The organism is Xenorhabdus griffiniae (assembly GCF_037265215.1).
Lineage (GTDB): Bacteria > Pseudomonadota > Gammaproteobacteria > Enterobacterales > Enterobacteriaceae > Xenorhabdus > Xenorhabdus griffiniae.
Map to the genome: position 1 here is coordinate 1,662,836 of NZ_CP147737.1, position 20,085 is coordinate 1,682,920.

19 protein-coding genes, 1 pseudogene and 1 riboswitch are annotated in these 20,085 nt (G+C 43.5%); of the genes and pseudogenes, 14 read left to right on the forward strand and 6 right to left on the reverse strand.

The genetic code is table 11. The features are described from left to right. Positions 1-15 precede the first annotated feature (15 nt). On the forward strand, positions 16-708 hold the full coding sequence (gene modB, locus WDV75_RS07450) for a molybdate ABC transporter permease subunit (RefSeq protein WP_273570696.1): 693 nt from the start codon (positions 16-18) through the stop codon (positions 706-708). Next, positions 702-1,766, forward strand: coding sequence for a molybdenum ABC transporter ATP-binding protein ModC (gene modC, locus WDV75_RS07455; RefSeq protein WP_273570694.1), 1,065 nt, complete (start codon positions 702-704; stop codon positions 1,764-1,766). The genes modB and modC overlap by 7 nt, the downstream gene beginning before the upstream one ends. 60 nt (positions 1,767-1,826) lie before the next feature. On the opposite strand, the gene WDV75_RS07460 is transcribed toward modC, so the two are convergent. Next, positions 1,827-2,642, reverse strand: a complete 816-nt coding sequence (locus WDV75_RS07460; RefSeq protein ID WP_273570693.1) for a pyridoxal phosphatase — start codon at positions 2,640-2,642, stop codon at positions 1,827-1,829. A 255-nt stretch (positions 2,643-2,897) separates the two neighbouring features. On the opposite strand from WDV75_RS07460, the gene pgl reads away from it, so the two are divergent. Beyond that, entirely contained in the window at positions 2,898-3,884 is a 987-nt protein-coding gene (gene pgl, locus WDV75_RS07465; protein ID WP_273570692.1) for a 6-phosphogluconolactonase, read from the forward strand. A gap of 79 nt (positions 3,885-3,963) precedes the next feature. Here pgl and WDV75_RS07470 read toward each other — a convergent pair whose 3' ends face one another. Together WDV75_RS07470 and bioA are read right to left on the reverse strand one after the other, a co-directional pair. Further along, entirely contained in the window at positions 3,964-4,542 is a 579-nt protein-coding gene (locus WDV75_RS07470) for a hypothetical protein (RefSeq protein ID WP_273570690.1), read from the reverse strand. Positions 4,543-4,959: 417 nt separating this feature from the next. After that, positions 4,960-6,228, reverse strand: coding sequence for an adenosylmethionine--8-amino-7-oxononanoate transaminase (gene bioA, locus WDV75_RS07475; protein WP_273570689.1), 1,269 nt, complete (start codon positions 6,226-6,228; stop codon positions 4,960-4,962). A gap of 95 nt (positions 6,229-6,323) precedes the next feature. Here bioA and bioB point away from each other — a divergent pair, with 95 nt between their 5' ends. From bioB to uvrB, 5 genes are all read left to right on the forward strand, one after another. Beyond that, positions 6,324-7,364, forward strand: coding sequence for a biotin synthase BioB (gene bioB, locus WDV75_RS07480; RefSeq protein ID WP_273570687.1), 1,041 nt, complete (start codon positions 6,324-6,326; stop codon positions 7,362-7,364). Further along, complete coding sequence (gene bioF / locus WDV75_RS07485; RefSeq protein ID WP_273570685.1) at positions 7,364-8,515, forward strand: 8-amino-7-oxononanoate synthase; 1,152 nt, start codon at positions 7,364-7,366, stop codon at positions 8,513-8,515. Before bioB ends, bioF begins: the two co-directional genes overlap by 1 nt. Next, the gene (gene bioC, locus WDV75_RS07490; protein ID WP_273570683.1) at positions 8,499-9,272 is read left to right on the forward strand and encodes a malonyl-ACP O-methyltransferase BioC; all 774 of its coding nucleotides are present in this window, start codon (positions 8,499-8,501) and stop codon (positions 9,270-9,272) included. The genes bioF and bioC overlap by 17 nt, the downstream gene beginning before the upstream one ends. A 40-nt stretch (positions 9,273-9,312) precedes the next feature. After that, a complete protein-coding gene (gene bioD, locus WDV75_RS07495) occupies positions 9,313-9,945 on the forward strand; it encodes a dethiobiotin synthase (RefSeq protein WP_422399064.1) in 633 nt (210 codons plus the stop codon). A gap of 601 nt (positions 9,946-10,546) precedes the next feature. After that, positions 10,547-12,577 carry an excinuclease ABC subunit UvrB gene (uvrB, locus tag WDV75_RS07500; protein ID WP_338860986.1) on the forward strand — a complete coding sequence of 677 codons (2,031 nt, stop codon included), beginning with the start codon at positions 10,547-10,549 and terminating at the stop codon, positions 12,575-12,577. A 17-nt stretch (positions 12,578-12,594) separates the two neighbouring features. Here uvrB and WDV75_RS07505 read toward each other — a convergent pair whose 3' ends face one another. Together WDV75_RS07505 and yvcK are read right to left on the reverse strand one after the other, a co-directional pair. After that, the gene (locus WDV75_RS07505; protein WP_338802971.1) at positions 12,595-13,356 is read right to left on the reverse strand and encodes an IS5 family transposase; all 762 of its coding nucleotides are present in this window, start codon (positions 13,354-13,356) and stop codon (positions 12,595-12,597) included. Between the two features lie 239 nt (positions 13,357-13,595). Beyond that, positions 13,596-14,504 carry a uridine diphosphate-N-acetylglucosamine-binding protein YvcK gene (gene yvcK / locus WDV75_RS07510; protein ID WP_273558385.1) on the reverse strand — a complete coding sequence of 303 codons (909 nt, stop codon included), beginning with the start codon at positions 14,502-14,504 and terminating at the stop codon, positions 13,596-13,598. A gap of 224 nt (positions 14,505-14,728) precedes the next feature. Then, a riboswitch (molybdenum cofactor riboswitch) is annotated at positions 14,729-14,885 on the forward strand. Between yvcK and moaA the strand changes: the two genes are divergently transcribed. The 5 genes and pseudogenes from moaA (at position 14,872) to WDV75_RS07535 (ending at position 17,970) form a co-directional block, all read left to right on the forward strand. Further along, positions 14,872-15,855, forward strand: coding sequence for a GTP 3',8-cyclase MoaA (gene moaA, locus WDV75_RS07515; RefSeq protein WP_273558387.1), 984 nt, complete (start codon positions 14,872-14,874; stop codon positions 15,853-15,855). (Overlaps the previous riboswitch by 14 nt.) Positions 15,856-15,888: 33 nt before the next feature. Then, positions 15,889-16,368: a cyclic pyranopterin monophosphate synthase MoaC gene (gene moaC, locus WDV75_RS07520; protein ID WP_189758146.1), complete on the forward strand. Its 480-nt coding sequence runs from the start codon at positions 15,889-15,891 to the stop codon at positions 16,366-16,368. After that, positions 16,365-16,610 (forward strand): molybdopterin synthase sulfur carrier subunit, encoded by a 246-nt coding sequence (gene moaD, locus WDV75_RS07525; protein WP_273558384.1) that lies wholly within the window; start codon positions 16,365-16,367, stop codon positions 16,608-16,610. The genes moaC and moaD overlap by 4 nt, the downstream gene beginning before the upstream one ends. 2 nt (positions 16,611-16,612) lie before the next feature. Next, positions 16,613-17,080, forward strand: a complete 468-nt coding sequence (moaE, locus tag WDV75_RS07530; protein WP_273558383.1) for a molybdopterin synthase catalytic subunit MoaE — start codon at positions 16,613-16,615, stop codon at positions 17,078-17,080. Between the two features lie 172 nt (positions 17,081-17,252). Continuing rightward, positions 17,253-17,970: pseudogene (locus tag WDV75_RS07535) on the forward strand (Bax inhibitor-1/YccA family protein). An 89-nt stretch (positions 17,971-18,059) separates the two neighbouring features. Here the strand turns inward: WDV75_RS07535 and WDV75_RS07540 are convergent. Then, positions 18,060-18,671, reverse strand: a complete 612-nt coding sequence (locus WDV75_RS07540; protein WP_273558382.1) for a TetR/AcrR family transcriptional regulator — start codon at positions 18,669-18,671, stop codon at positions 18,060-18,062. 151 nt (positions 18,672-18,822) lie between these two features. Here WDV75_RS07540 and WDV75_RS07545 point away from each other — a divergent pair, with 151 nt between their 5' ends. Beyond that, a complete protein-coding gene (locus WDV75_RS07545; protein ID WP_273558381.1) occupies positions 18,823-20,019 on the forward strand; it encodes an MFS transporter in 1,197 nt (398 codons plus the stop codon). The last annotated feature ends 66 nt before the right edge of the window (positions 20,020-20,085 follow it).

Genomic DNA, 20,085 nt, shown 5'->3' on the forward strand with positions numbered 1-20,085 from the left:
ACGGATCTTTTGGAGATGTTAAGTGAATATGAATGGCAAGCAATTTTACTGAGCTTAAAAATCTCAGCGATTGCTGTGCTATTTAGTTTGCCATTAGGGATCTTAATGGCATGGATGCTGGCTCGCTGCCAGTTTATTGGCAAATCCCTGCTTGACAGCATTATTCATCTGCCACTGGTATTACCGCCAGTCGTGGTGGGATATTTGTTACTTATCAGCATGGGGCGGCACGGAATCATTGGTGAATTCCTTTATGACTGGTTTGGTATCAGCTTTGCGTTTAATTGGACAGGAGCGGCATTAGCTTCGGCTGTGGTGGCTTTTCCACTGATGGTCAGGGCCATTCGGTTATCATTGGAGAGTGTTGATCGGTGCCTGGAACAGGCTGCCCGTACTTTGGGGGCAGGTTCGCTTAAAGTCTTTTTCACCATTACCCTGCCATTGTCATTACCTGGCATCATCGTTGGTGCGGTATTGGCGTTCGCCCGCTCGTTGGGTGAATTTGGTGCCACCATCACCTTTGTTTCCAATATTCCGGGGGAAACCCGAACCATTCCTCTTGCCATGTATACCTTGATAGAAACGCCAGGTGCTGAAACCGCCGCAGCCCGTTTGTGTGTTATTGCCATTATATTGGCTCTGGTGTCATTGATGCTTTCTGAGTGGCTGACACGTTGGGGGAAAAAACGTTTGGGGGCAGCATGTTAGAGTTGGATTTTGAGCAGCGATTGGGTGAGCTTCACATGCAAGTGAATACCACTTTACCAACAGAAAGTATTACTGCCATATTTGGTCTTTCGGGGGCAGGAAAAACCTCATTGATCAATGTGATTGCGGGATTGAGCCATCCACAAAAAGGCCGCATTGTTTTAAACGGCACGATCTTAGTGGATACAGAACAAAGGATCTTTGTGCCACCAGAGAAGCGCCGAATTGGTTATGTCTTTCAGGATGCGCGACTTTTCCCGCATTATCGCGTGAAGGGAAACTTGCAGTACGGCATGGCGCCAGAGATGAAACCCCAGTTTGACAACATCATTGGCCTGTTGGGAATTGAACATTTGCTGTCTCGTTTTCCCATCACGTTATCTGGTGGAGAAAGACAGAGAGTAGCGATTGGCCGTGCATTATTGACAGCCCCTGAAATCCTGCTTATGGATGAGCCACTGGCATCATTAGATTTACCGCGTAAACGTGAGTTATTACCTTATCTTGAAAAGTTGTCCAAAGACGTCAAAATCCCGATCCTTTATGTCAGTCACAGTTTGGATGAAATTTTACGTTTGGCAGAGAATGTTATTGTTATGGACAACGGAAAAATCAGGGCAACAGGAACCTTGGAAGATGTCTGGTCGAGCAGTGCATTGCGTCCATGGCTGCAAAAAGAGAGTTTGGGTAGCATACTAAAAGTTTCTGTTATGGAGCATCATCAACGTTATCAAATGACCGCCGTCGCGGTGTCTGACAAACTTCTTTGGTTGCCACAAGTTAATGTTTCTCCAGGAGCGGATCTGCGTATCCGTATTGATGCATCCGATGTTTCTTTAGTCTTGGAGCCACCAAAATCCAGCAGCATCCGTAACACCTTACAAGTCAAAGTCATTGAGTTTTTTGAAGATAATGGCCAGGTTGATGTCAAATTAGCAGTGAGTGAACATAGCCTGTGGGCAAGAATTACGCCATGGGCGCGGGAAGAGCTTAATTTGCGGGCAGGGCAATGGTTGTATGCACAGATAAAAAGTGTTTCGTTGAATCGTCACTTATAACTATCTGGAACATTATAGAGGGAGCAGAGCAGTGGACTGATTTGCTCCCGTTGGATTAAATTACAGTACGTATTTTCTCAGAATTTCAGCAATGCCAGGTTGAGTATTATCCCGTGTCACAATATCTGCCCGTTCTTTGACGGCCTCAACGCCATTACCCATCGCGACACCCAACCCAACATTCTCCAGCATACTGAGATCGTTATAATTATCACCGAAAGCAATCACATCGTTCATACTCATGCCTTGCGATTCCACCCATTGCTGTAATCGCATACCTTTGCTATTGCCTTTCTTGGCGATATCTACCTGATCAAACCATGACCATTCACACTCAAGGCCAACATTTTCCTCAATTTGTCCACTTATCTCACGCAGTTTCACTAAATCGGATGAGCTGGTAGCGAACTTCCAAATGGCATTCACCGTGTGGATTGCATCTTGAAAACTCTCTGTTTGCTGGATATTAGGGCGTTGATGTTCAGGCAGAGAATCCGACCATGCAAGGGTTCGGACTACAGTGTGAGGAAATTGATATAAAATGGCATCATCAACATACATCAAATGCTGAATTTCCGTGCCTTGCAGATAGGAAAGTGCTTGGGAAGCTTCTTGGGCAGAGAGTGGATTAGAGGCCAATACTTTCTTTGCATGATAATCATAGGAATAAGTCCCATTGCAGCAGATCGCAGGCGTATCGAGTTGTAACGCTTGATAGAAAGGGTGGATGGCGACATGATGGCGTCCAGTGACAATCAAAACTTTGATACCTGATTGGCGGGCTTCATTTAGGGCTGTCAGTGATTCGGGCAGGATACGTTTTTGTGGATCGAGCAGTGTTCCATCGAGATCCAGCGCAATAACGCGATACGACATGAGTTGTCCTCTAAGTTGTCCATGATATAAACAAAATATTATACGTTAGTTGAATATAGTTAAACCGTCATATACCAATTGCCTTTCAAGATGCGTCTTATATCTCCTCGCGTAGCGGGGGGAAAATATAAACAATCATATTGATTTGCAAACTGCAATTGGACGTTGGATTGGTATATGGATAGTTTAGCAGGCAAAATCTTTCAAGAATCGTTACAGATCAATGAAATGGTAATGAAGTATTAAGGAGAGAACATGAAACAGGTGGTTTATACAGCCAGCCCAAATAGCCAACAAATTCACGTGTGGTCGCTGAATGTAGCAGGGGAACTTGTGCTTCTCCAGACCGTAAATGTGCCCGGTGAAGTACAGCCAATGGTTGTCAACCCTGATGGTAAACACTTATATGTAGGAATTCGTCCGCAATTTAGTATCGTCACCTATGCAATTGGGGCAGATGGACGTCTTGAACAGCAGGCTATTGCACCATTGCCGGGTAGCCCAACGCATATATCTACTGACAGAGCAGGGCGTTTTTTATTTTCTGCATCTTACAGCTTTAATAACTTAAGCGTTCATCCTATTGATCAAAATGGGATCGTTACAGCACCACATCAAATTGTAGAAGGCCTGCAAGCGCCACACTCTGCCAATATTGAGCGGGAAAATCGTCAACTGCTGGTTCCCTGTCTGAAAGAAGATCACATTCGTATTTTCAATTTAGATGAGCAAGGCTATCTGACAGAAAGCCGGACAGATGAAATAACGACAGCAGTAGGTGCAGGCCCACGTCATATGGCATTCCATCCGGAAAAACAGGCTATTTACTGCATTAATGAGTTGGATTCAACCGTTGATGTTCTGCGTCAATGGGAAAAATACCGTATCGTGCAATCAGTTGATTCGCTGCCGACAGATTTTTCCAACGTTCGGTGGTCGGCAGATATTCATATCACACCGGATGGCCGACATCTTTATACCAGTGAACGTTCAGAAAGCCTGCTCAGCCATTTTCGCGTTTCAGAAGATGGTTATCACCTGACATTAGTTGGTCATTATCCGACAGAAACCCAGCCTCGTGGTTTTGCCATCGATCACAGTGGTCGTTTCCTGATTGCATCAGGGCAGAAATCAGATCATATTTCTGTATCACGCATTGACAAATATTCGGGGGAATTAACGCAACTGGCGCGTTATCCGGTTGGTAAAGGCCCGATGTGGGTGACGGTATTAGCGCTGTAACCTTGGGCTTCCAGTCACATAGCTTGCTATGTGACTGGAGAATACGCCTTTGCTACTTAAGATAAAAAATTAATGCAATTTATTGTTGGATTAGATTAAAAGAGCCGATACCAGATAAAACAATAGGGTATGTAATTAATATGTGATTCTGTTGTACAGAATATAAATCGCCCAAATAAACATTTCCTTTTAAAAGACGTAATATAATATTTCTTGGGTAAATATAAAGTTGAATATTTAATGGCGCGTTGATAATGGAGTAAGGGTATTTTACAACGCCACCAAGATGAATATTATTAAAATTCAGTAGTGGTGTATTATGTCCTCCCTGAATATAGCCATTGAAATTGGTTTTTTTACCTATATTTGGCTGATGCCCAATAATAGCCGAGTTAGATGATACCTGGATAAAAGGATAATTACCATATTGATAATATGTATTAATGTTAAAATGCCCACTGATAAATTCTGTTTGTTGCAAGACAGGGCTGGTTAATGTATCTGGTTTAACTGTTTCTGCAAACAAAGGAGCTAACTCAGGTTTTTCTCTTACCAGAATTTCATAATGTGAAATTTCTTGCTCATACCTGTTTTTAGATAGTTTAAATACATCCTGCATTTCTTCATTGGAAGGGGTGATCAAATTTTCTGTATTCATGATATTTTCCTCTTTGTTTAAATGAGTGTGGTTACGTCATGAATATACCAAATAACTTATTTCTAGGTGACGAAATAACCTCTGTTTTTGTCATTAATATTTATCAGTGATTGACGTTTGGAAATGCATTTAATATGTTTTTTTATTAGGGATATAATAATCAGGTTTATTTGTTTCAGTCATATAATGAGATATACCAATCTAACTTCAAAATGTTTTTGATTTATTTCTGCTAAGCGGAAATAAATCAGGTTTCATATCGTGTTGTAAATTGCGATTTGAAGTTTAATGCGTATAAATAGCTTTCAAAATGATAGGAGTATTCCTTACCCCGCGCACCGCGCGGGGTAAGGAACGCCAACATCTGATGCTTTCAGTATTATGAAAACCTGTTTATATGACTGGATATATTTTTATTTAATTTATTGTACCCGCAATGGCCTTTGTCAGCTTTGCTAGCTGTTCTGTTTGAATAATATAAGGCGGCATCAGGTAAATTAACCGGCCAAATGGCCTGATCCATACCCCATGTTGGACAAAATGGCGTTGTAATGAAGCGACATTTACGGGCTGTTTCATTTCAACCACACCTATCGCGCCTAACACCCGAACATCTTTGACTAAACTATGTGACTTGAGGGGAAATAGTTCTGCTTTTAATTGAGTTTCAATTGCTTGAATACGTTGTTGCCATGGGCTGTCAGCGAGCAATTTCAGGCTGGCACTGGCGACGGCGCAAGCCAGAGGATTACCCATAAAAGTTGGGCCATGCATAAAACAGCCCGCTTCACTTTGACTGATAGTTTCAGCAATATGGCGGGTAGTCAGTGTTGCGGACAATGTCATATATCCTCCCGTCAATGCCTTGCCTAAGCACAATATATCTGGCTCAATCTGCGCATGTTCACAGGCGAATAACTTGCCAGTTCGCCCAAATCCGGTAGCAATCTCATCTGCAATTAACAAGATCTGATATTCATCACAAAGCTGACGAACCTGACGCAGATATTCAGGATGATAAATTCGCATCCCGCCAGCACCCTGAACAATAGGTTCTAAAACTACAGCGGCTACTTCATCATGATATTGCAGCAATAATTGTTTCAAAGACGCGATATCTTCTGCTTGCCATTCATCACCAAACTGGCATTGCGGAGCATCGGCAAACAGATGATTGGGGAGATAGCCTTTGTACAGATTATGCATGGAGTTGTCTGGATCGCAGACAGACATAGCCCCGAAAGTGTCGCCATGATAACCATGACGCAGGGTCAGGAAACGATGGCGTTTTTTCCCTTTGGCCTGCCAATATTGCAATGCCATTTTTAGGGCGACTTCGACGGCGACAGAGCCTGAATCCGCCAAAAAAACACACTCCAAAGCATCCGGCGTCATCGCCACCAATTGCCTGCACAGTGCAACCGCAGGAGGGTGGGTTATGCCGCCAAACATAACATGGGACATCTTATCGATTTGTGATTTTGCGGCTTCATTGAGAGCAGGATGATTATAACCATGGATAGCCGCCCACCATGAAGACATACCATCAATCAATGTGCGACCGTCTGATAAAACCAATTCTACACCTGTGGCTGATATGACCGGATAGGTGGGAAGTGGATTTGTCATTGAGGTATATGGATGCCAAATATGGCGCTGGTCAAATTCAAGATCTGAAGGAGTCATAATAACTTTAACGTAAACCTTTTTTAGTTCATTTTGGTTGACATGATAGCGAGGCTATTTAAACTGACAACATTTTTTACATCGGAGATGTTATTGTGAGCGAGCGTCAACAATGGACTATCAAACAAACACAGGCGTTGTTTGATAAACCTTTTTTTGAATTATTATTTCAGGCACAACAGGTACACCGCGAACATTTTGACCCACAACAAGTACAGGTCAGCACTCTGCTTTCGATCAAGACGGGCGCTTGCCCAGAAGACTGTAAATATTGTCCGCAAAGCTCCCGTTACAAAACGGGCCTGGAAAAAGAGCGGTTGATGGAAGTGGAAAAAGTCATTGAATCAGCGCATAAAGCGAAAAATGCGGGCTCAACCCGTTTTTGCATGGGGGCGGCCTGGAAAAACCCCCATGAACGTGACATGCCGTATTTGGAGAAAATGGTCAAGGAAGTCAAGGCATTGGGAATGGAAACCTGCATGACGTTGGGTATGCTGAACCACTCTCAGGCACAGCGTTTGGCAGAGGCAGGTCTGGATTATTACAACCATAACTTAGACACCTCGCCAGAATTTTACGGCAATATCATCACCACTCGAAGTTATCAGGACAGGCTGGACACGTTGGATAATGTCCGCAATGCGGGCATTAAAGTTTGCTCTGGCGGTATCGTTGGGTTGGGAGAGCAAATTCGCGATCGGGCAGCATTATTGGTGCAATTAGCAAACCTGCCTAAGCCACCGGAAAGTGTACCAATCAATATGCTGGTAAAAGTAAAAGGGACGCCATTGGAAAACAATGAAGATGTCGATCCTTTTGACTTTATTCGTACCATTGCGGTAGCACGGATCATGATGCCAAAATCTCACGTCCGTTTATCCGCTGGACGTGAACAGATGAATGAACAAACTCAGGCTATGTGCTTTATGGCGGGGGCTAACTCCATTTTCTACGGCTGTAAGTTGTTGACAACACCAAACCCGGATGAAGATAAAGATCTGCAACTGTTCCGCCGTTTGGGTATCAATCCTCAACAGACAAAGACGGCATTTGGTGACAATCAACAGCAGCAAAATTTGACAGAAGCCATCCTTCATAATGCTGATAACGAACAATTCTATAATGCGGCAATATGATGAGCTGGTCAGACTTTTTCTCCCGGCGTTTGGCCGAACGTCGGGGCACTCCTCTGTGGCGTAACAGGCAAGTCCATCACGGATCTGATGGACGTTTATTATCTACGTCGGACGGCCAATATCTTAATTTTTCCAGTAACGATTATCTTGGGCTGAGCCAACATCCCAAGATTATTGCTGCCTGGCAACAGGGTGCCCAGCAATATGGTGTAGGCAGTGGCGGTTCAGGGCATGTTACGGGCTACACTGCTGCACATCATACTCTGGAGCAACAATTGGCTGAGTGGTTGGGATACTCTCGTGCTTTGCTTTTTATTTCCGGCTATACCGCTAATCAAGGGGTGATTGCGGCGTTGATGGCAAGGGAAGATCGCATTATTGCCGATCGACTAAGCCATGCGTCGTTGCTCGAAGCAGCAATGCACTCGCCCGCCCAACTGCGGCGCTTTCTGCACAATGATATGGGCTCTTTGCAGCAACATTTGACAACAGCATGTCTTGGTAAGACGCTGGTAGTCACGGAAGGTGTTTTTAGCATGGATGGCGATTATGCACCACTTGACGCTATTGCGCAGCAAGCGAAATCTACGGCAAGTTGGCTGATGGTGGATGATGCCCACGGTATCGGCATTCACGGAGATGAAGGACGTGGCAGTTGTTGGATGCAAAATGTTAAACCAGAGATTCTAATCGTCACCTTTGGCAAAGCATTTGGATTGAGTGGCGCCGCCGTTTTATGTGATGAACAAACTGCGGAATACTTGCTCCAATATGCCCGGCATCTGATTTACAGTACCTCAATGCCTCCCGCGCAGGCAGTGGCACTTTCCGAAGCCATACGGCAAATCAAGGCTGGGGATGAGTTGCGTCAGCGGTTGCAAAACAACATTCGTTACTTTCGCCGCGAAGCACAGCATCTGCCTTTTGCATTGATGAATTCAGAAACAGCCATCCAGCCATTAATTGTGGGTGATAATGAACGTTGTACCGCACTGTCTCATGCGCTTAAGCAAAAAAAAGTGTGGGTTAAAGCGATACTTCCCCCCACGGTTCCCCCTGACAGTGCACGATTGCGTATTACATTGACAGCCAACCATACACGGCACGACATTGATGCATTACTGGAGGCATTGCATGGATCTGGTTGTTAAATCTGTTGACAAGCAAGCGATTGCCGGTGCTTTTGGGCGCGCGGCTGCCAAATATGACACAGTGGCTAAATTGCAACAGCAAACCGGTGAATATTTGCTGGGATTGGCACAAGCGGAAAAGATTGGTGGACGAGTACTGGATGCGGGGTGTGGAACCGGTTTTTTTAGTGCTCGTTGGAAACAGTTGGGGAAACAAGTGATCGCCCTGGATTTGGCTTCCGGTATGTTGAGCCATGCAAAGGAACAACAAGTTGCTGATTATTATTTGCAAGGGGATATCGAACATTTGGGGTTAGCGGATAACAGCGTAGACCTCTGTTTCAGCAATCTGGCGGTGCAATGGTGCAATGATTTGCCAAGCGCCTTGCGCGAATTTTATCGTGTGACTCGTCCTGGTGGATTGATCGTATTTTCCACGCTTGCACAGGGTTCACTGAATGAATTGGCCACTGCTTGGGCGCGAGTGGATGATTATCGGCATATTAATCATTTTCTGCCATTGCGAGCAATTACTCAGGCATGTCAACTCTATCGACATAAAGTCATTAACCGGCAATATTACCAGCACTATCCACAACTGTTGCCCTTACTGAATTCTCTAAAAGGGATCGGTGCAACACATCTGCATTATGGCCGCCAGCAGGGATTAATGACAAAAAAACGGCTCACTGCGCTTGCCGAAGCATATCCACGGAACAATGGGGATTACTCATTAAGCTATCAAATTGCTTTTGGAGTCATTTATTGTGACAAATAAATATTTTCTTACAGGAACCGATACCGAAGTAGGTAAAACAATGGTGAGTTGTGCTTTACTTCAAGCAGCTAATAAGAAGGGATATTTGACTGCTGGTTATAAACCTGTGGCATCTGGCAGTGAAATGACGATTGAAGGAATTCGCAATGGTGATGCACTGGCCTTGCAACGTAATAGTACGGTGCCATTGACTTACCAGGAAGTGAATCCACTGGTATTTGTGGAACCGACATCGCCGCACATTATCAGTGCGGAACTTAACCAGCCAATCGATTTTTCCGTTTTATCAGCAGGTCTGGCAGTTTTGGCAAAAAAATCTGACTGGGTTTTGATTGAGGGCGCAGGAGGATGGTATACGCCATTATCGGAAAATACGACGTTTGCTGATTGGGTGATTCAGGAGAATTTACCGGTAATTTTGACAGTCGGTGTCAAATTGGGCTGTATCAACCATGCGGCATTAACCGCAAAGGCTATTCAGTATGCGGGGTTAAAACTGGCAGGCTGGGTTGCCAATGAAATTGAACCAGCCGGTAAACGTCAGGCTGCTTATCTGGAGACATTGGAGCGCATGATCCCTGCACCGTTATTGGGCGTTATCCCTCATCTGAGTGAATCATGTGATAAAAATCACATAGGAAAATATATTACTATTGATTCTTTGGTTAACTAATTGTTTACTGTGAGTTAGTTAAAGTTGATGCTGACTGTCGTGTTTTAGTCGTTGTTCTCACGCAGAAGATGTTTTATTTCGACAATCATTGAGTTATTTTTGATCAACAAATCGCGTGAATCAATCAGAAAGCAGCATAAAAATATTCCACTATTGAAAAAATTTATAAGTGGGGATAACTCTGCAACTGCCCATGCTTAATAGGTTTTGCTGAGTTATCCACTATTCCTGTGGATAACCTTGTGTATTAGTTTTAGAAAAGTATCCTCGTGCAAGGCCATACGCGGCTTGCGCCAGATTTGCTGTTATTCTCTACTTGGATTTTTTTGTAATCAAAATCAATATGTTAAATAAAATCAATTCCTTTTTGCATCTCTTTGCTATTCCGTGCTTTATCATTTCAGTCATTAATACAAAAATAGAAAAGAGCCAGATCATTATCTGGGGATAAAAATAGTCATCCTTGATGTTAAACAAAGGTTAATATCATAAGATTAATAACATCCGGGCAATAACATTATTTTGCCAAACTGACTTGAAGCTGGTTTTTTATCCAGTATGATAAAAATAATTTTGTCGATGTATGGATGGCGTGGGGAAAATGAGCAAAGAAACAAATAAGGTATTTAAGTTATATTCTGATTTTAAACCGGCAGGCGATCAGCCATCGGCTATCAGACAATTACAGGAAGGGCTGGAAGATGGACTAGCCCATCAAACTCTTCTGGGGGTAACCGGCTCGGGTAAAACTTTCACCATTGCCAATGTTATCGCAAACTTAAATCGACCCACCATGATACTTGCCCCCAATAAAACATTGGCGGCTCAGCTTTATAGCGAAATGAAAGCGTTTTTCCCTGAGAATGCAGTGGAATATTTCGTTTCCTATTACGATTATTACCAACCAGAAGCCTATGTGCCCAGTTCCGATACTTTTATCGAAAAAGATGCTTCAGTGAATGAACATATCGAACAGATGCGTCTGTCCGCAACGAAAGCCTTGCTGGAACGCCGTGATGTTGTTGTGGTGGCTTCTGTCTCCGCGATTTACGGTTTAGGTGATCCTGATAGCTATTTGAAAATGATGCTTCATTTAACCGAAGGCATGTTAATTGATCAACGTACCATCTTGCGTCGTTTAGCGGAACTGCAATATACCCGCAATGATCAGGCATTCCAGCGCGGAACATTTCGGGTACGTGGTGAAGTCATTGATATTTTTCCCGCAGAGTCGGACGAACGTGCTTTGCGTGTAGAATTGTTTGATGATGAAGTCGAACGCCTTTCCCTGTTTGATCCGCTGACAGGGCAGGTCGAGTACCATGTGCCGCGTTATACCATCTATCCCAAAACCCACTATGTTACGCCACGTGAACGTCTCCTCCAGGCGATGGAGGAGATCAAACTGGAGTTGGAACAACGGCGCAAGATCCTATTGGCGTCAGACAAATTATTGGAAGAACAGCGTATTACCCAGCGAACCCAATTTGATCTCGAAATGATGAATGAATTAGGTTATTGCTCTGGTATTGAAAACTACTCCCGTTATCTGTCCGGCCGCTCTGCCGGTGAACCCCCTCCAACGCTGTTTGACTACCTGCCGGCGGATGGCTTGCTGGTGGTGGATGAATCCCACGTTACTATCCCACAGATTGGCGGAATGTACCGAGGGGATCGCTCCCGCAAGGAAACATTGGTGGAATATGGCTTCCGTTTGCCGTCAGCGTTGGATAACCGTCCATTGCGGTTTGAAGAATTTGAAGCGCTGGCACCACAGACCATTTATATTTCAGCCACTCCCGGCAATTATGAATTGGAAAAATCCGGTCATGAAGTTGTTGAACAAGTTGTGCGTCCAACGGGACTCATTGACCCTGAAGTTGAAGTTCGCCCAGTGGCAACCCAAGTAGATGATCTTCTGTCTGAAATTCGTATTCGTGCGGCAAACAATGAGCGCGTGTTGGTCACCACCTTAACCAAACGGATGGCGGAAGATCTGACTGAATATTTGGAAGAGCATGGTGAGCGAGTGCGTTATCTCCATTCCGACATTGATACTGTAGAACGGGTGGAAATTATCCGTGATCTTCGTCTCGGTGAATTTGATGTTTTGGTTGGCATTAACTTACTGCGCGAAGGACTGGATATGCCGGAAGTTTCCCTGGTAGCAATTTTGGACGCAGATAAAGAAGGTTTCCTTCGCTCAGAACGCTCCCTGATCCAAACCATCGGCCGTGCAGCACGTAACCTGCATGGTAAGGCCATTTTATATGGCGACAAAATAACGAATTCGATGGCAAGAGCTATTGAAGAAACAGAACGCCGTCGAGCCAAACAGCAGGCATTTAACCAGGAACACGGCATCGTACCGCAAGGTTTAAAGAAAAAAATTGGTGACATCCTGAAAATTGGTCAGCCGGTTAATGGTAAAGGGAAGGCTAAAGGAAAAAATAAAGTTACTTTGGGTACAGATGATTACCGCAACCTGTCAGCGAAAGAGCTGGAGAGAAAAATCCGTGAACTGGAAGAGAAAATGTACCAACATGCACGGGATCTCGAATTTGAACAAGCAGCCAATATTCGTGACCAGGTTCAGGCATTGCGGACGCAATTTATTACTAGGGGCTGTTGACGTTTTGAGTTCACCATTTACTCAACCCACATCGGTAACCATATAATGACAAACGCCAGTGCCAACATACTGGCGTAATTTCGCGCCAATTTATCGTATCTTGTCGCAATAGCTCGAAAATGTTTTATTCTGGCAAACGCATTTTCGACCAAATGCCGATAACAGTATAAAACTTCATCAATACTTTTATCGGGTTTTCGGCTATTTTTTCGATAGGGAATGACCGTTTTTGAACCTTGTTTTTCAACGAAATCTCTGAAAGTACCGCTATCGTAACCTTTATCCGCGATCACAAAATCGGATGCGGGTGAATGGGTGACCAAACTTTCTGCATGTACAATGTCGTGCGTTTGACCCCCTGACAGCTCAAAATGGACAGGCAAACCATAACTGTCTACGGCCAAATGAATTTTAGTCGAACGTCCACCTCGACTTTTACCGATGGCTTCATCTTCTGTTGAAGCTGCCCCTGAGCTATGTTGATGAGCGCGGATAATACTCCCATCAATGAATAACCATTCGGTGTCTGTATTTTCAGATAACAATTTGAATAATAATTCAAAAACACCTTTCTTTGACCAGGCGTTAAAGCGCTTAAAAAGCGTATTCCATTTGCCAAATTCATCGGGTAAATCCCGCCACGGACATCCCGTTCTCATTCGATAAAGGATCCCTTCGAAAGTCAGGTAATGCGCGTCTTTGTGGTAAATACATCCATGTTGTTGCATTAATACAGCTAGCGTATTCCATAAAGATTTTGATAACATTGTTCTTGGCATGATGAGCTGGGGTAATGGTTTTTTCGCGAAGACAATGATACCAGATCATCATGCTGTTCAAACTTCCCTCCACGAAACGTCAACACGCCCTAATTCCTGAAAATTTATGTGAGCCATCGTGACTGGTTAATTGGTCTTTTTCAGACCGATTAGCAGGTCTTTGGGGAGGGTTTATGGCTGCTATCATAAAGAAGACAAACTCCATTATTTTAAATAGAGTTTGTCAGTGGACTGAAATGCTAACCCAATTTTTGCAGAGTATGCTCAATTGCCTGGCGCAATAATTCACGGTCGTGACGGTAAGGCACATCCTGCGCTTCTAAAACCTGTTGTGTCACAACGCGGTCACTGAAAGGGCTGATATCAGTACGTGGGCCGACAATAAGCGCATTAATCATCCTGCGGCCAATCTTATTTTCCATGATTGCCAGTTTATTTTTTAATGATAAATTGGCAGCAGCGTGGCTGAGTTCTTTTCCTAAGTTACCGATATAAATCATGTTTGCATTACTGCGCCGTAAGGATTGGGTTAAATCTTCCAATAGCAACAACGGCATCAGGCTGGTAAAGAAGCTGCCAGGGCCGATCAAAATCAAATCTGCTTGCTCAATGGCATCCAGTGCTTCTTTAGTGGCATTGACATGAGGGTAAAGCAATAGTTCTTGTGGTACGCAATTCAGTTGATCGATATTCACTTCACCATACACAGTATTGCCTTGATCATCGACAGCCATCAAATCAACCGACTGCTCTGACATCGGAATCAACTGTGCATTGACTTTCAGCAGATTGCGGAGCAGGTTAATTGCCTCAAGCGGACGGACACTTAAATGATCCAGGGCCTTCAACATCAGGTTACCTAAATTGTGGCCAGACAATTCGCCATTGCCACTAAACCGATATTCGAACATGGCAGAAGCAATGGTAGGTTCCGTGATTAACTGATTGAGGCAATTGCGCATATCTCCCCACGCAATTCCACCTTCTGAACGTCGTATTCTGCCGGTGGAACCCCCATTGTCCGTTGTCGTGACAATGCCTGTCAGGCGTGCGCCAAGGGAAGAAAGGGAAGACATAACACGTCCAAGTCCATGGCCGCCGCCGAGGGCGACAACGCGATCCAAATCAGCTAATGTGCGATTTCGCATAGGATTCCTGTTACTGGCTAAATATAGGGGCTTTAATAAAACGCATGTAATTTATCACAAAATATGATGCTTTCAGAAATTGATGTGATTTTATGCAATCATTGCGCCTGATAACCTGGAAACACTGCGGGAAGCTGCTGTTATCGCGATTAGTTAACTCGTTGTATAATAAGATATATATCGGAACGGGAATTAGCTTTTTATTTTAGGTTCATATAAAATTTAACTGATATTAACTCCTAGCCTCTGTGTCTAAGTCGCTGTTCTATCAAATGGATACCAGATTGATATGATGCTCTGGCCGTGACTCCTGAGTCACCAGGATGTCAGGTAGAAATGCCGGCATCTCCCGTATTTGGAAGGTGTTATTGTGGAACAACTCGTAGATGTATTCTCACGCAAGTTCTATTATTTGAGATTGTCTATTACTGATGTGTGTAACTTCCGTTGCACCTATTGCCTGCCTGATGGATATCAGTCTCATGGCCATAAATCATTTCTTTCCCTGCCAGAAATTCGTCGTATTAGCCGAGTATTTGCCGAACTTGGCACAGAAAAAATCCGCCTGACAGGGGGAGAACCCACCATGCGTCGTGATTTTTGCGACATCATCGCAGCGGTTCATGAAAATCCGCAAATTAAAAAAATTGCTGTTACAACTAATGGTTACCGCATGGAAAGGGATGTCTCCCAATGGAAATCAGCTGGCTTGACCGCGATTAATGTGAGTGTTGATAGTTTGGATCCTCGCCAATTTTACGCCATTACCGGACAAGATAAATTTTTCCAGATTATGCGTGGTATTGAGGCAGCTTTTGAGGCGGGATTCAACGTAGTGAAAGTTAATGTCGTGTTGATGAAGAATGTGAATGATACTCACCTGCCTGCTTTTCTTGATTGGATTAAACGCCGTTCTATCCAGTTGCGTTTTATTGAACTGATGGAAACGGGAGAAGGCAGTGACATTTTTCATCGACATCATCTTTCTGGGGAAGTGATCCGTCATCAACTGTTACAACAGGGATGGCAACAACAGCAACGTTCGCGTAGTGATGGACCGGCTCAGGTTTTTCGTCATCCCGATTATCAGGGAGAAATTGGCCTTATCATGCCGTATGAAAAAAACTTTTGTCAAAGCTGCAATCGTCTGAGGGTATCTGCAATTGGCAATCTCCATTTATGTTTGTTTGGTGAGCAAGGCATTCCATTGCGTGATTTATTGTCTGATGATGCATCATTGGATGCCCTGAAATTGCGTATTCAAGGTGGATTGCGCCATAAGCGCGAGGCTCACTTTTTACATCAAGGGGATAGCGGGCTCACCCCGAACCTTTCTTTTATTGGCGGTTAGCTTGGTTGCAAGATTTATTTTCAGGAGCAAAGAATGTCTCAATTAACCCATATCAATACTTCGGGTGAAGCTCATATGGTGGATATTTCTGCCAAAGCCGAAACAGTGCGTGAAGCACGGGCAGAAGCCTTTGTTGAAATGCAGGCTGAAACCTTAGCCATGATTATCGCAGGTGATCACCACAAAGGGGATGTCTTTGCAACCGCCCGTATTGCAGGTATTCAGGCAGCGAAACGGACGTGGGAATTGATCCCGCTTTGCCATCCGCTGCTGCTGAGTAAAGTGGAAGTCCGGCTGGAAGCACAAACGGAACATAGTCGGGTTAGAATCGAATCCTGTTGCCGCCTGGCGGGGAAAACAGGTGTGGAAATGGAGGCTTTGACGGCGGCATCTGTGGCCGCTTTGACCATTTATGATATGTGCAAAGCGGTTCAAAAAGATATGGTCATTGGGCCTGTGCGTTTGTTGGAAAAAAGTGGTGGCAAATCAGGAAATTTTAAGGTGGAGTCATGATAAAGGTACTGTTTTTTGCTCAAGTCCGCGAATTGTTGGGAACGGATTCACTTGAACTACCTAATGATTACCTAACTGTAGCGCATCTTCGTCACGCACTGACTGAAAAGGGGGAACGATGGGCGCTGGCACTGGAAGAAGGTAAGGTATTGTCTGCCGTAAATCAATCTTTTGTCCATGCTGAACATGCTTTGAAGGACGGTGATGAAGTGGCTTTTTTCCCGCCTGTTACGGGGGGATAAAAATGGAAAATACACGGATCAGTGTCCAGCAGGAGACATTCAGTGTTGGGGAAGAATATCAATGGCTCTCGCAATGTGATGAAGATGGTGCTGTTGTGACTTTTACCGGCAAAGTTCGCAACCATAACTTGGGAGATAATGTTAACGCCCTGACATTGGAGCATTATGCTGGTATGACAGAAAAAATGTTGCAGAAAATTGTTGACGAAGCCCGCCAACGTTGGCCTTTGCAACGAGCCTGCATTATTCATCGCATTGGCGAATTGTACCCAGGGGATGAGATTGTATTTGTTGGTGTTACCAGCTCTCACCGCAATGTAGCTTTTATGGCGGCTGAATTCATTATGGATTATCTGAAAACTAAGGCCCCATTTTGGAAAAAGGAATTGCTTGTTGAGGGTGAACGCTGGGTAGAAGCAAGGCAAAGTGACCAGGATGCGGCAAGTCGTTGGCAAAACAGTGTTCGGTAGATCGTTCTGCGGACTATCTCGAAAACTGGACAAATAAACAATATGTCACTGAAATTGCTATTAATTGGCGGATGGTTTTATTAATGTTCTATGCTAATGTATAACTTTTGAATAGATTGTTTATTTTTAAACATTCTTAATCCTTAAACATTGTCATGAAAAGGTAATCATCATGGATCGATATCAACGTTCTAATGATTCGATTGTCCAGAAAGCTGGTTCTGGTATACAAACATACATGGCACAAGTCTACGGTTGGATGACTTGTGGCCTGTTGTTAGTTGTTAACCGCATTTGTTGCATGGTATGTGGCAAATACCCCTGAAATTTTATACGCCATTTTCAGTAGCTCTATTGTTTTCTATGGCCTAATCATTGCACAGCTTGCGTTAGTCTTTGTGCTGTCTGGTTTGGTGCATAAAATGAGTGGAGCACTGGCGACAGGGCTGTTTATGCTGTATTCCATGCTAACGGGTTTGACACTTTCCAGTATCTTTGTGGTGTATACCAGTAGCTCTATTGCCAGCACATTTGTTGTTTCAGCGGGGATGTTTGGTGCCTTGAGCGTTTATGGTTATACCACTAAGCGTAGTCTGAGTGGCTTGGGTAGCTTCCTGTTTATGGGGTTAATCGGCATCGTTCTGGCTTCTTTGATAAACATCTGGCTGAAAAGCCCAGCATTGATGTGGGCAATCACTTATATCGGTGTTGTGATTTTTGCTGGTTTGACGGCATACGATACCCAAAAACTGAAAGAAATGGGTGAACAATTGGATGTTAACGATAAAGAAAACCTGCGTAGGTACTCAATTACTGGCGCACTGACTCTGTATCTGGACTTCATTAACCTGTTCTTAATGTTGTTGCGTATTTTGGGTGATCGTCGATAGTTACTGATAGATTGAATTATCACTCTGAAGTCACCTGTTATGCAGGTGACTTCTTACAATCATTTCACCTTATCGAATCAAATAATGAATTAAAAGCTCTTATCTTCTGCTGATGCTTTCTTTAATCCATTTAGTAACATATCAAGAGCATGTAAGGCTTCGAACAAGGCTGTATTAGGATGTTGGCTTTTAGCAATCCACAAAGCAGTATCCATCAACCCTCCGTTGATTAGGCGAGCCAAAATCTCGGGGGAGGTAGAGGTGATCTGATCTTCTTCCATGAGAATATTTAACATACTGGTGATAGATGTAATGCATTGCAGCCTGGCAGTTTGTAGCCATTCAGCATCTAAAATGGCAGGGGCGTCGCATAAGACAATACGTTGTATCTCTGGCTCTATTGCCATTTTTAAATATGCATGACACCGTTTTGTAAATGCTGTCCACGTGTCTATTTCTTGCCTGGAGATTTCTGTCAAACGTGCATTCATTTCAGCATCAATTTGTTGTAATACGGCGAGAAACAATCCTTTTTTATCTCCGAAATGATGATATAGCGCACCACGAGTCATCCCTGCTTTAGCCGTCAAATCGTCCATAACAGTATTTACATATCCTATGGTGCCAAATTGTTGACGTGCAGTTGCGATTAATTTTCGCTTGGTTTCTTCAATCATTTCTGCTCTGGATTTGCGGACCATATCACGATTCCAAGTTTGAGTTGTCAGGTTTTTATAATTGACATACGCAATGTATGTCAATTAGATTAACATACGTCAAGTATGTAAGTGTTTTGTAAACCCTATATTTTATAAAAAATTTGCTGATTTCATAAATTACTCAGGAGTAATTATGGCTAATCCGTATAAAGTGTTGTTTAGCACGCCTGGAACATTTGCATTTTCTATAGCCGGATTTATTGCACGAATGCCAATTTCAATGGCAGGAATAGGCATAATTACTATGCTTTCGCAATTAAGAGGATCTTACTGGATTGCTGGTGCTGTTGCGGCGACTTTTACTTTTTCTATGGCAATATTAGCACCACAAATTTCACGGATGGTCGATCGCTTTGGTCAAAGTCGCGTATTACCTTACGTTACTGCATTTAGCGTTATATCAATGTTTATCCTCTTACTTTGTACTCATTTTCAGGCACCGGATTGGACATTATTTGTCTTTGCTGCTTTAGCGGGAGGTATGCCAAGTATGCCAGCAATGATTAGGGCAAGATGGACTGAAATATATCGGGGAGAACAGCGGCTTCATACCGCTTTTTCTTTTGAAACTGTTTTAGATGAGATTTGTTTTATTATTGGTCCTCCGATTGCTGTTGGATTGAGTGTCGCTGTAGCGCCTGAAGCAGGGCCATTAGTTGCAGCGATTTTATTAGCTGTTGGAGTAACGATTTTCGTATTACAAAAACAAACGGAACCACCCGTATACCCCCATCTCGCTGAAAATAAAAGCACTGTTCTGAAAATACCTTCAATACAGATATTGATTTTGTCATTAATTGCACTAGGTACAATTGTTGGAACTATTGATGTTATCAGTGTGGCTTTTGCCGAACAACAAGGGAAAACTGTTGCTGCAAGCATTGTTTTATCAGTGTATGCCATTGGTTCTTGTATTGCGGGTTTAGTATATGGAGCCATTAAAATAACTATCCCTTTACCGCGTATGTTTATGATTACAGCATTAGCGACAATGCTGACAACTATACCATTGTTGCTGGCTTATGATGTTTTGACACTTGCTGCGATGGTGTTTGTTTCTGGTTTATTTTTCGCTCCTACAATGATAGTTGCAATGAGTTTAGTGGAAAATATAGTGCCTTTTCGCAACCTAACTGAGGGTTTAACTTGGATGGTGACAGGATTAGGTATTGGTGTTGCATTTGGGGCTTCGGTTGCTGGATGGGTGATAGATGAAATGGGCGTTCAGTCAGGATTTTTGGTTACGCTGATTGCTGGCGTTATTGTATTTTTGGCAGCCACTTGGGGTTATCGATTGATGCGACGTAATATTACTCAGTACTCGAACTGAGATGTTTCCTGAAAAGAGAAAATTGAGAAAGAGAGCTTAATCTATCAATGTTCATCTGCTCTCTTT

What these genes read in the sequence shown, in the direction of transcription:
- modB (WP_273570696.1), top strand. Translation starts at nt 16, where the DNA reads ATGTTAAGTGAATATGAATGGCAAGCAATTTTACTGAGCTTAAAAATC.
- modC (WP_273570694.1), top strand. Translation starts at nt 702, where the DNA reads ATGTTAGAGTTGGATTTTGAGCAGCGATTGGGTGAGCTTCACATGCAA.
- WDV75_RS07460 (WP_273570693.1), bottom strand. Translation starts at nt 2,642, where the DNA reads ATGTCGTATCGCGTTATTGCGCTGGATCTCGATGGAACACTGCTCGAT.
- pgl (WP_273570692.1), top strand. Translation starts at nt 2,898, where the DNA reads ATGAAACAGGTGGTTTATACAGCCAGCCCAAATAGCCAACAAATTCAC.
- WDV75_RS07470 (WP_273570690.1), bottom strand. Translation starts at nt 4,542, where the DNA reads ATGAATACAGAAAATTTGATCACCCCTTCCAATGAAGAAATGCAGGAT.
- bioA (WP_273570689.1), bottom strand. Translation starts at nt 6,228, where the DNA reads ATGACTCCTTCAGATCTTGAATTTGACCAGCGCCATATTTGGCATCCA.
- bioF (WP_273570685.1), top strand. Translation starts at nt 7,364, where the DNA reads ATGAGCTGGTCAGACTTTTTCTCCCGGCGTTTGGCCGAACGTCGGGGC.
- bioC (WP_273570683.1), top strand. Translation starts at nt 8,499, where the DNA reads ATGGATCTGGTTGTTAAATCTGTTGACAAGCAAGCGATTGCCGGTGCT.
- bioD (WP_422399064.1), top strand. Translation starts at nt 9,313, where the DNA reads ATGGTGAGTTGTGCTTTACTTCAAGCAGCTAATAAGAAGGGATATTTG.
- uvrB (WP_338860986.1), top strand. Translation starts at nt 10,547, where the DNA reads ATGAGCAAAGAAACAAATAAGGTATTTAAGTTATATTCTGATTTTAAA.
- WDV75_RS07505 (WP_338802971.1), bottom strand. Translation starts at nt 13,356, where the DNA reads ATGCCAAGAACAATGTTATCAAAATCTTTATGGAATACGCTAGCTGTA.
- yvcK (WP_273558385.1), bottom strand. Translation starts at nt 14,504, where the DNA reads ATGCGAAATCGCACATTAGCTGATTTGGATCGCGTTGTCGCCCTCGGC.
- moaC (WP_189758146.1), top strand. Translation starts at nt 15,889, where the DNA reads ATGTCTCAATTAACCCATATCAATACTTCGGGTGAAGCTCATATGGTG.
- moaD (WP_273558384.1), top strand. Translation starts at nt 16,365, where the DNA reads ATGATAAAGGTACTGTTTTTTGCTCAAGTCCGCGAATTGTTGGGAACG.
- moaE (WP_273558383.1), top strand. Translation starts at nt 16,613, where the DNA reads ATGGAAAATACACGGATCAGTGTCCAGCAGGAGACATTCAGTGTTGGG.
- WDV75_RS07540 (WP_273558382.1), bottom strand. Translation starts at nt 18,671, where the DNA reads ATGGTCCGCAAATCCAGAGCAGAAATGATTGAAGAAACCAAGCGAAAA.
- WDV75_RS07545 (WP_273558381.1), top strand. Translation starts at nt 18,823, where the DNA reads ATGGCTAATCCGTATAAAGTGTTGTTTAGCACGCCTGGAACATTTGCA.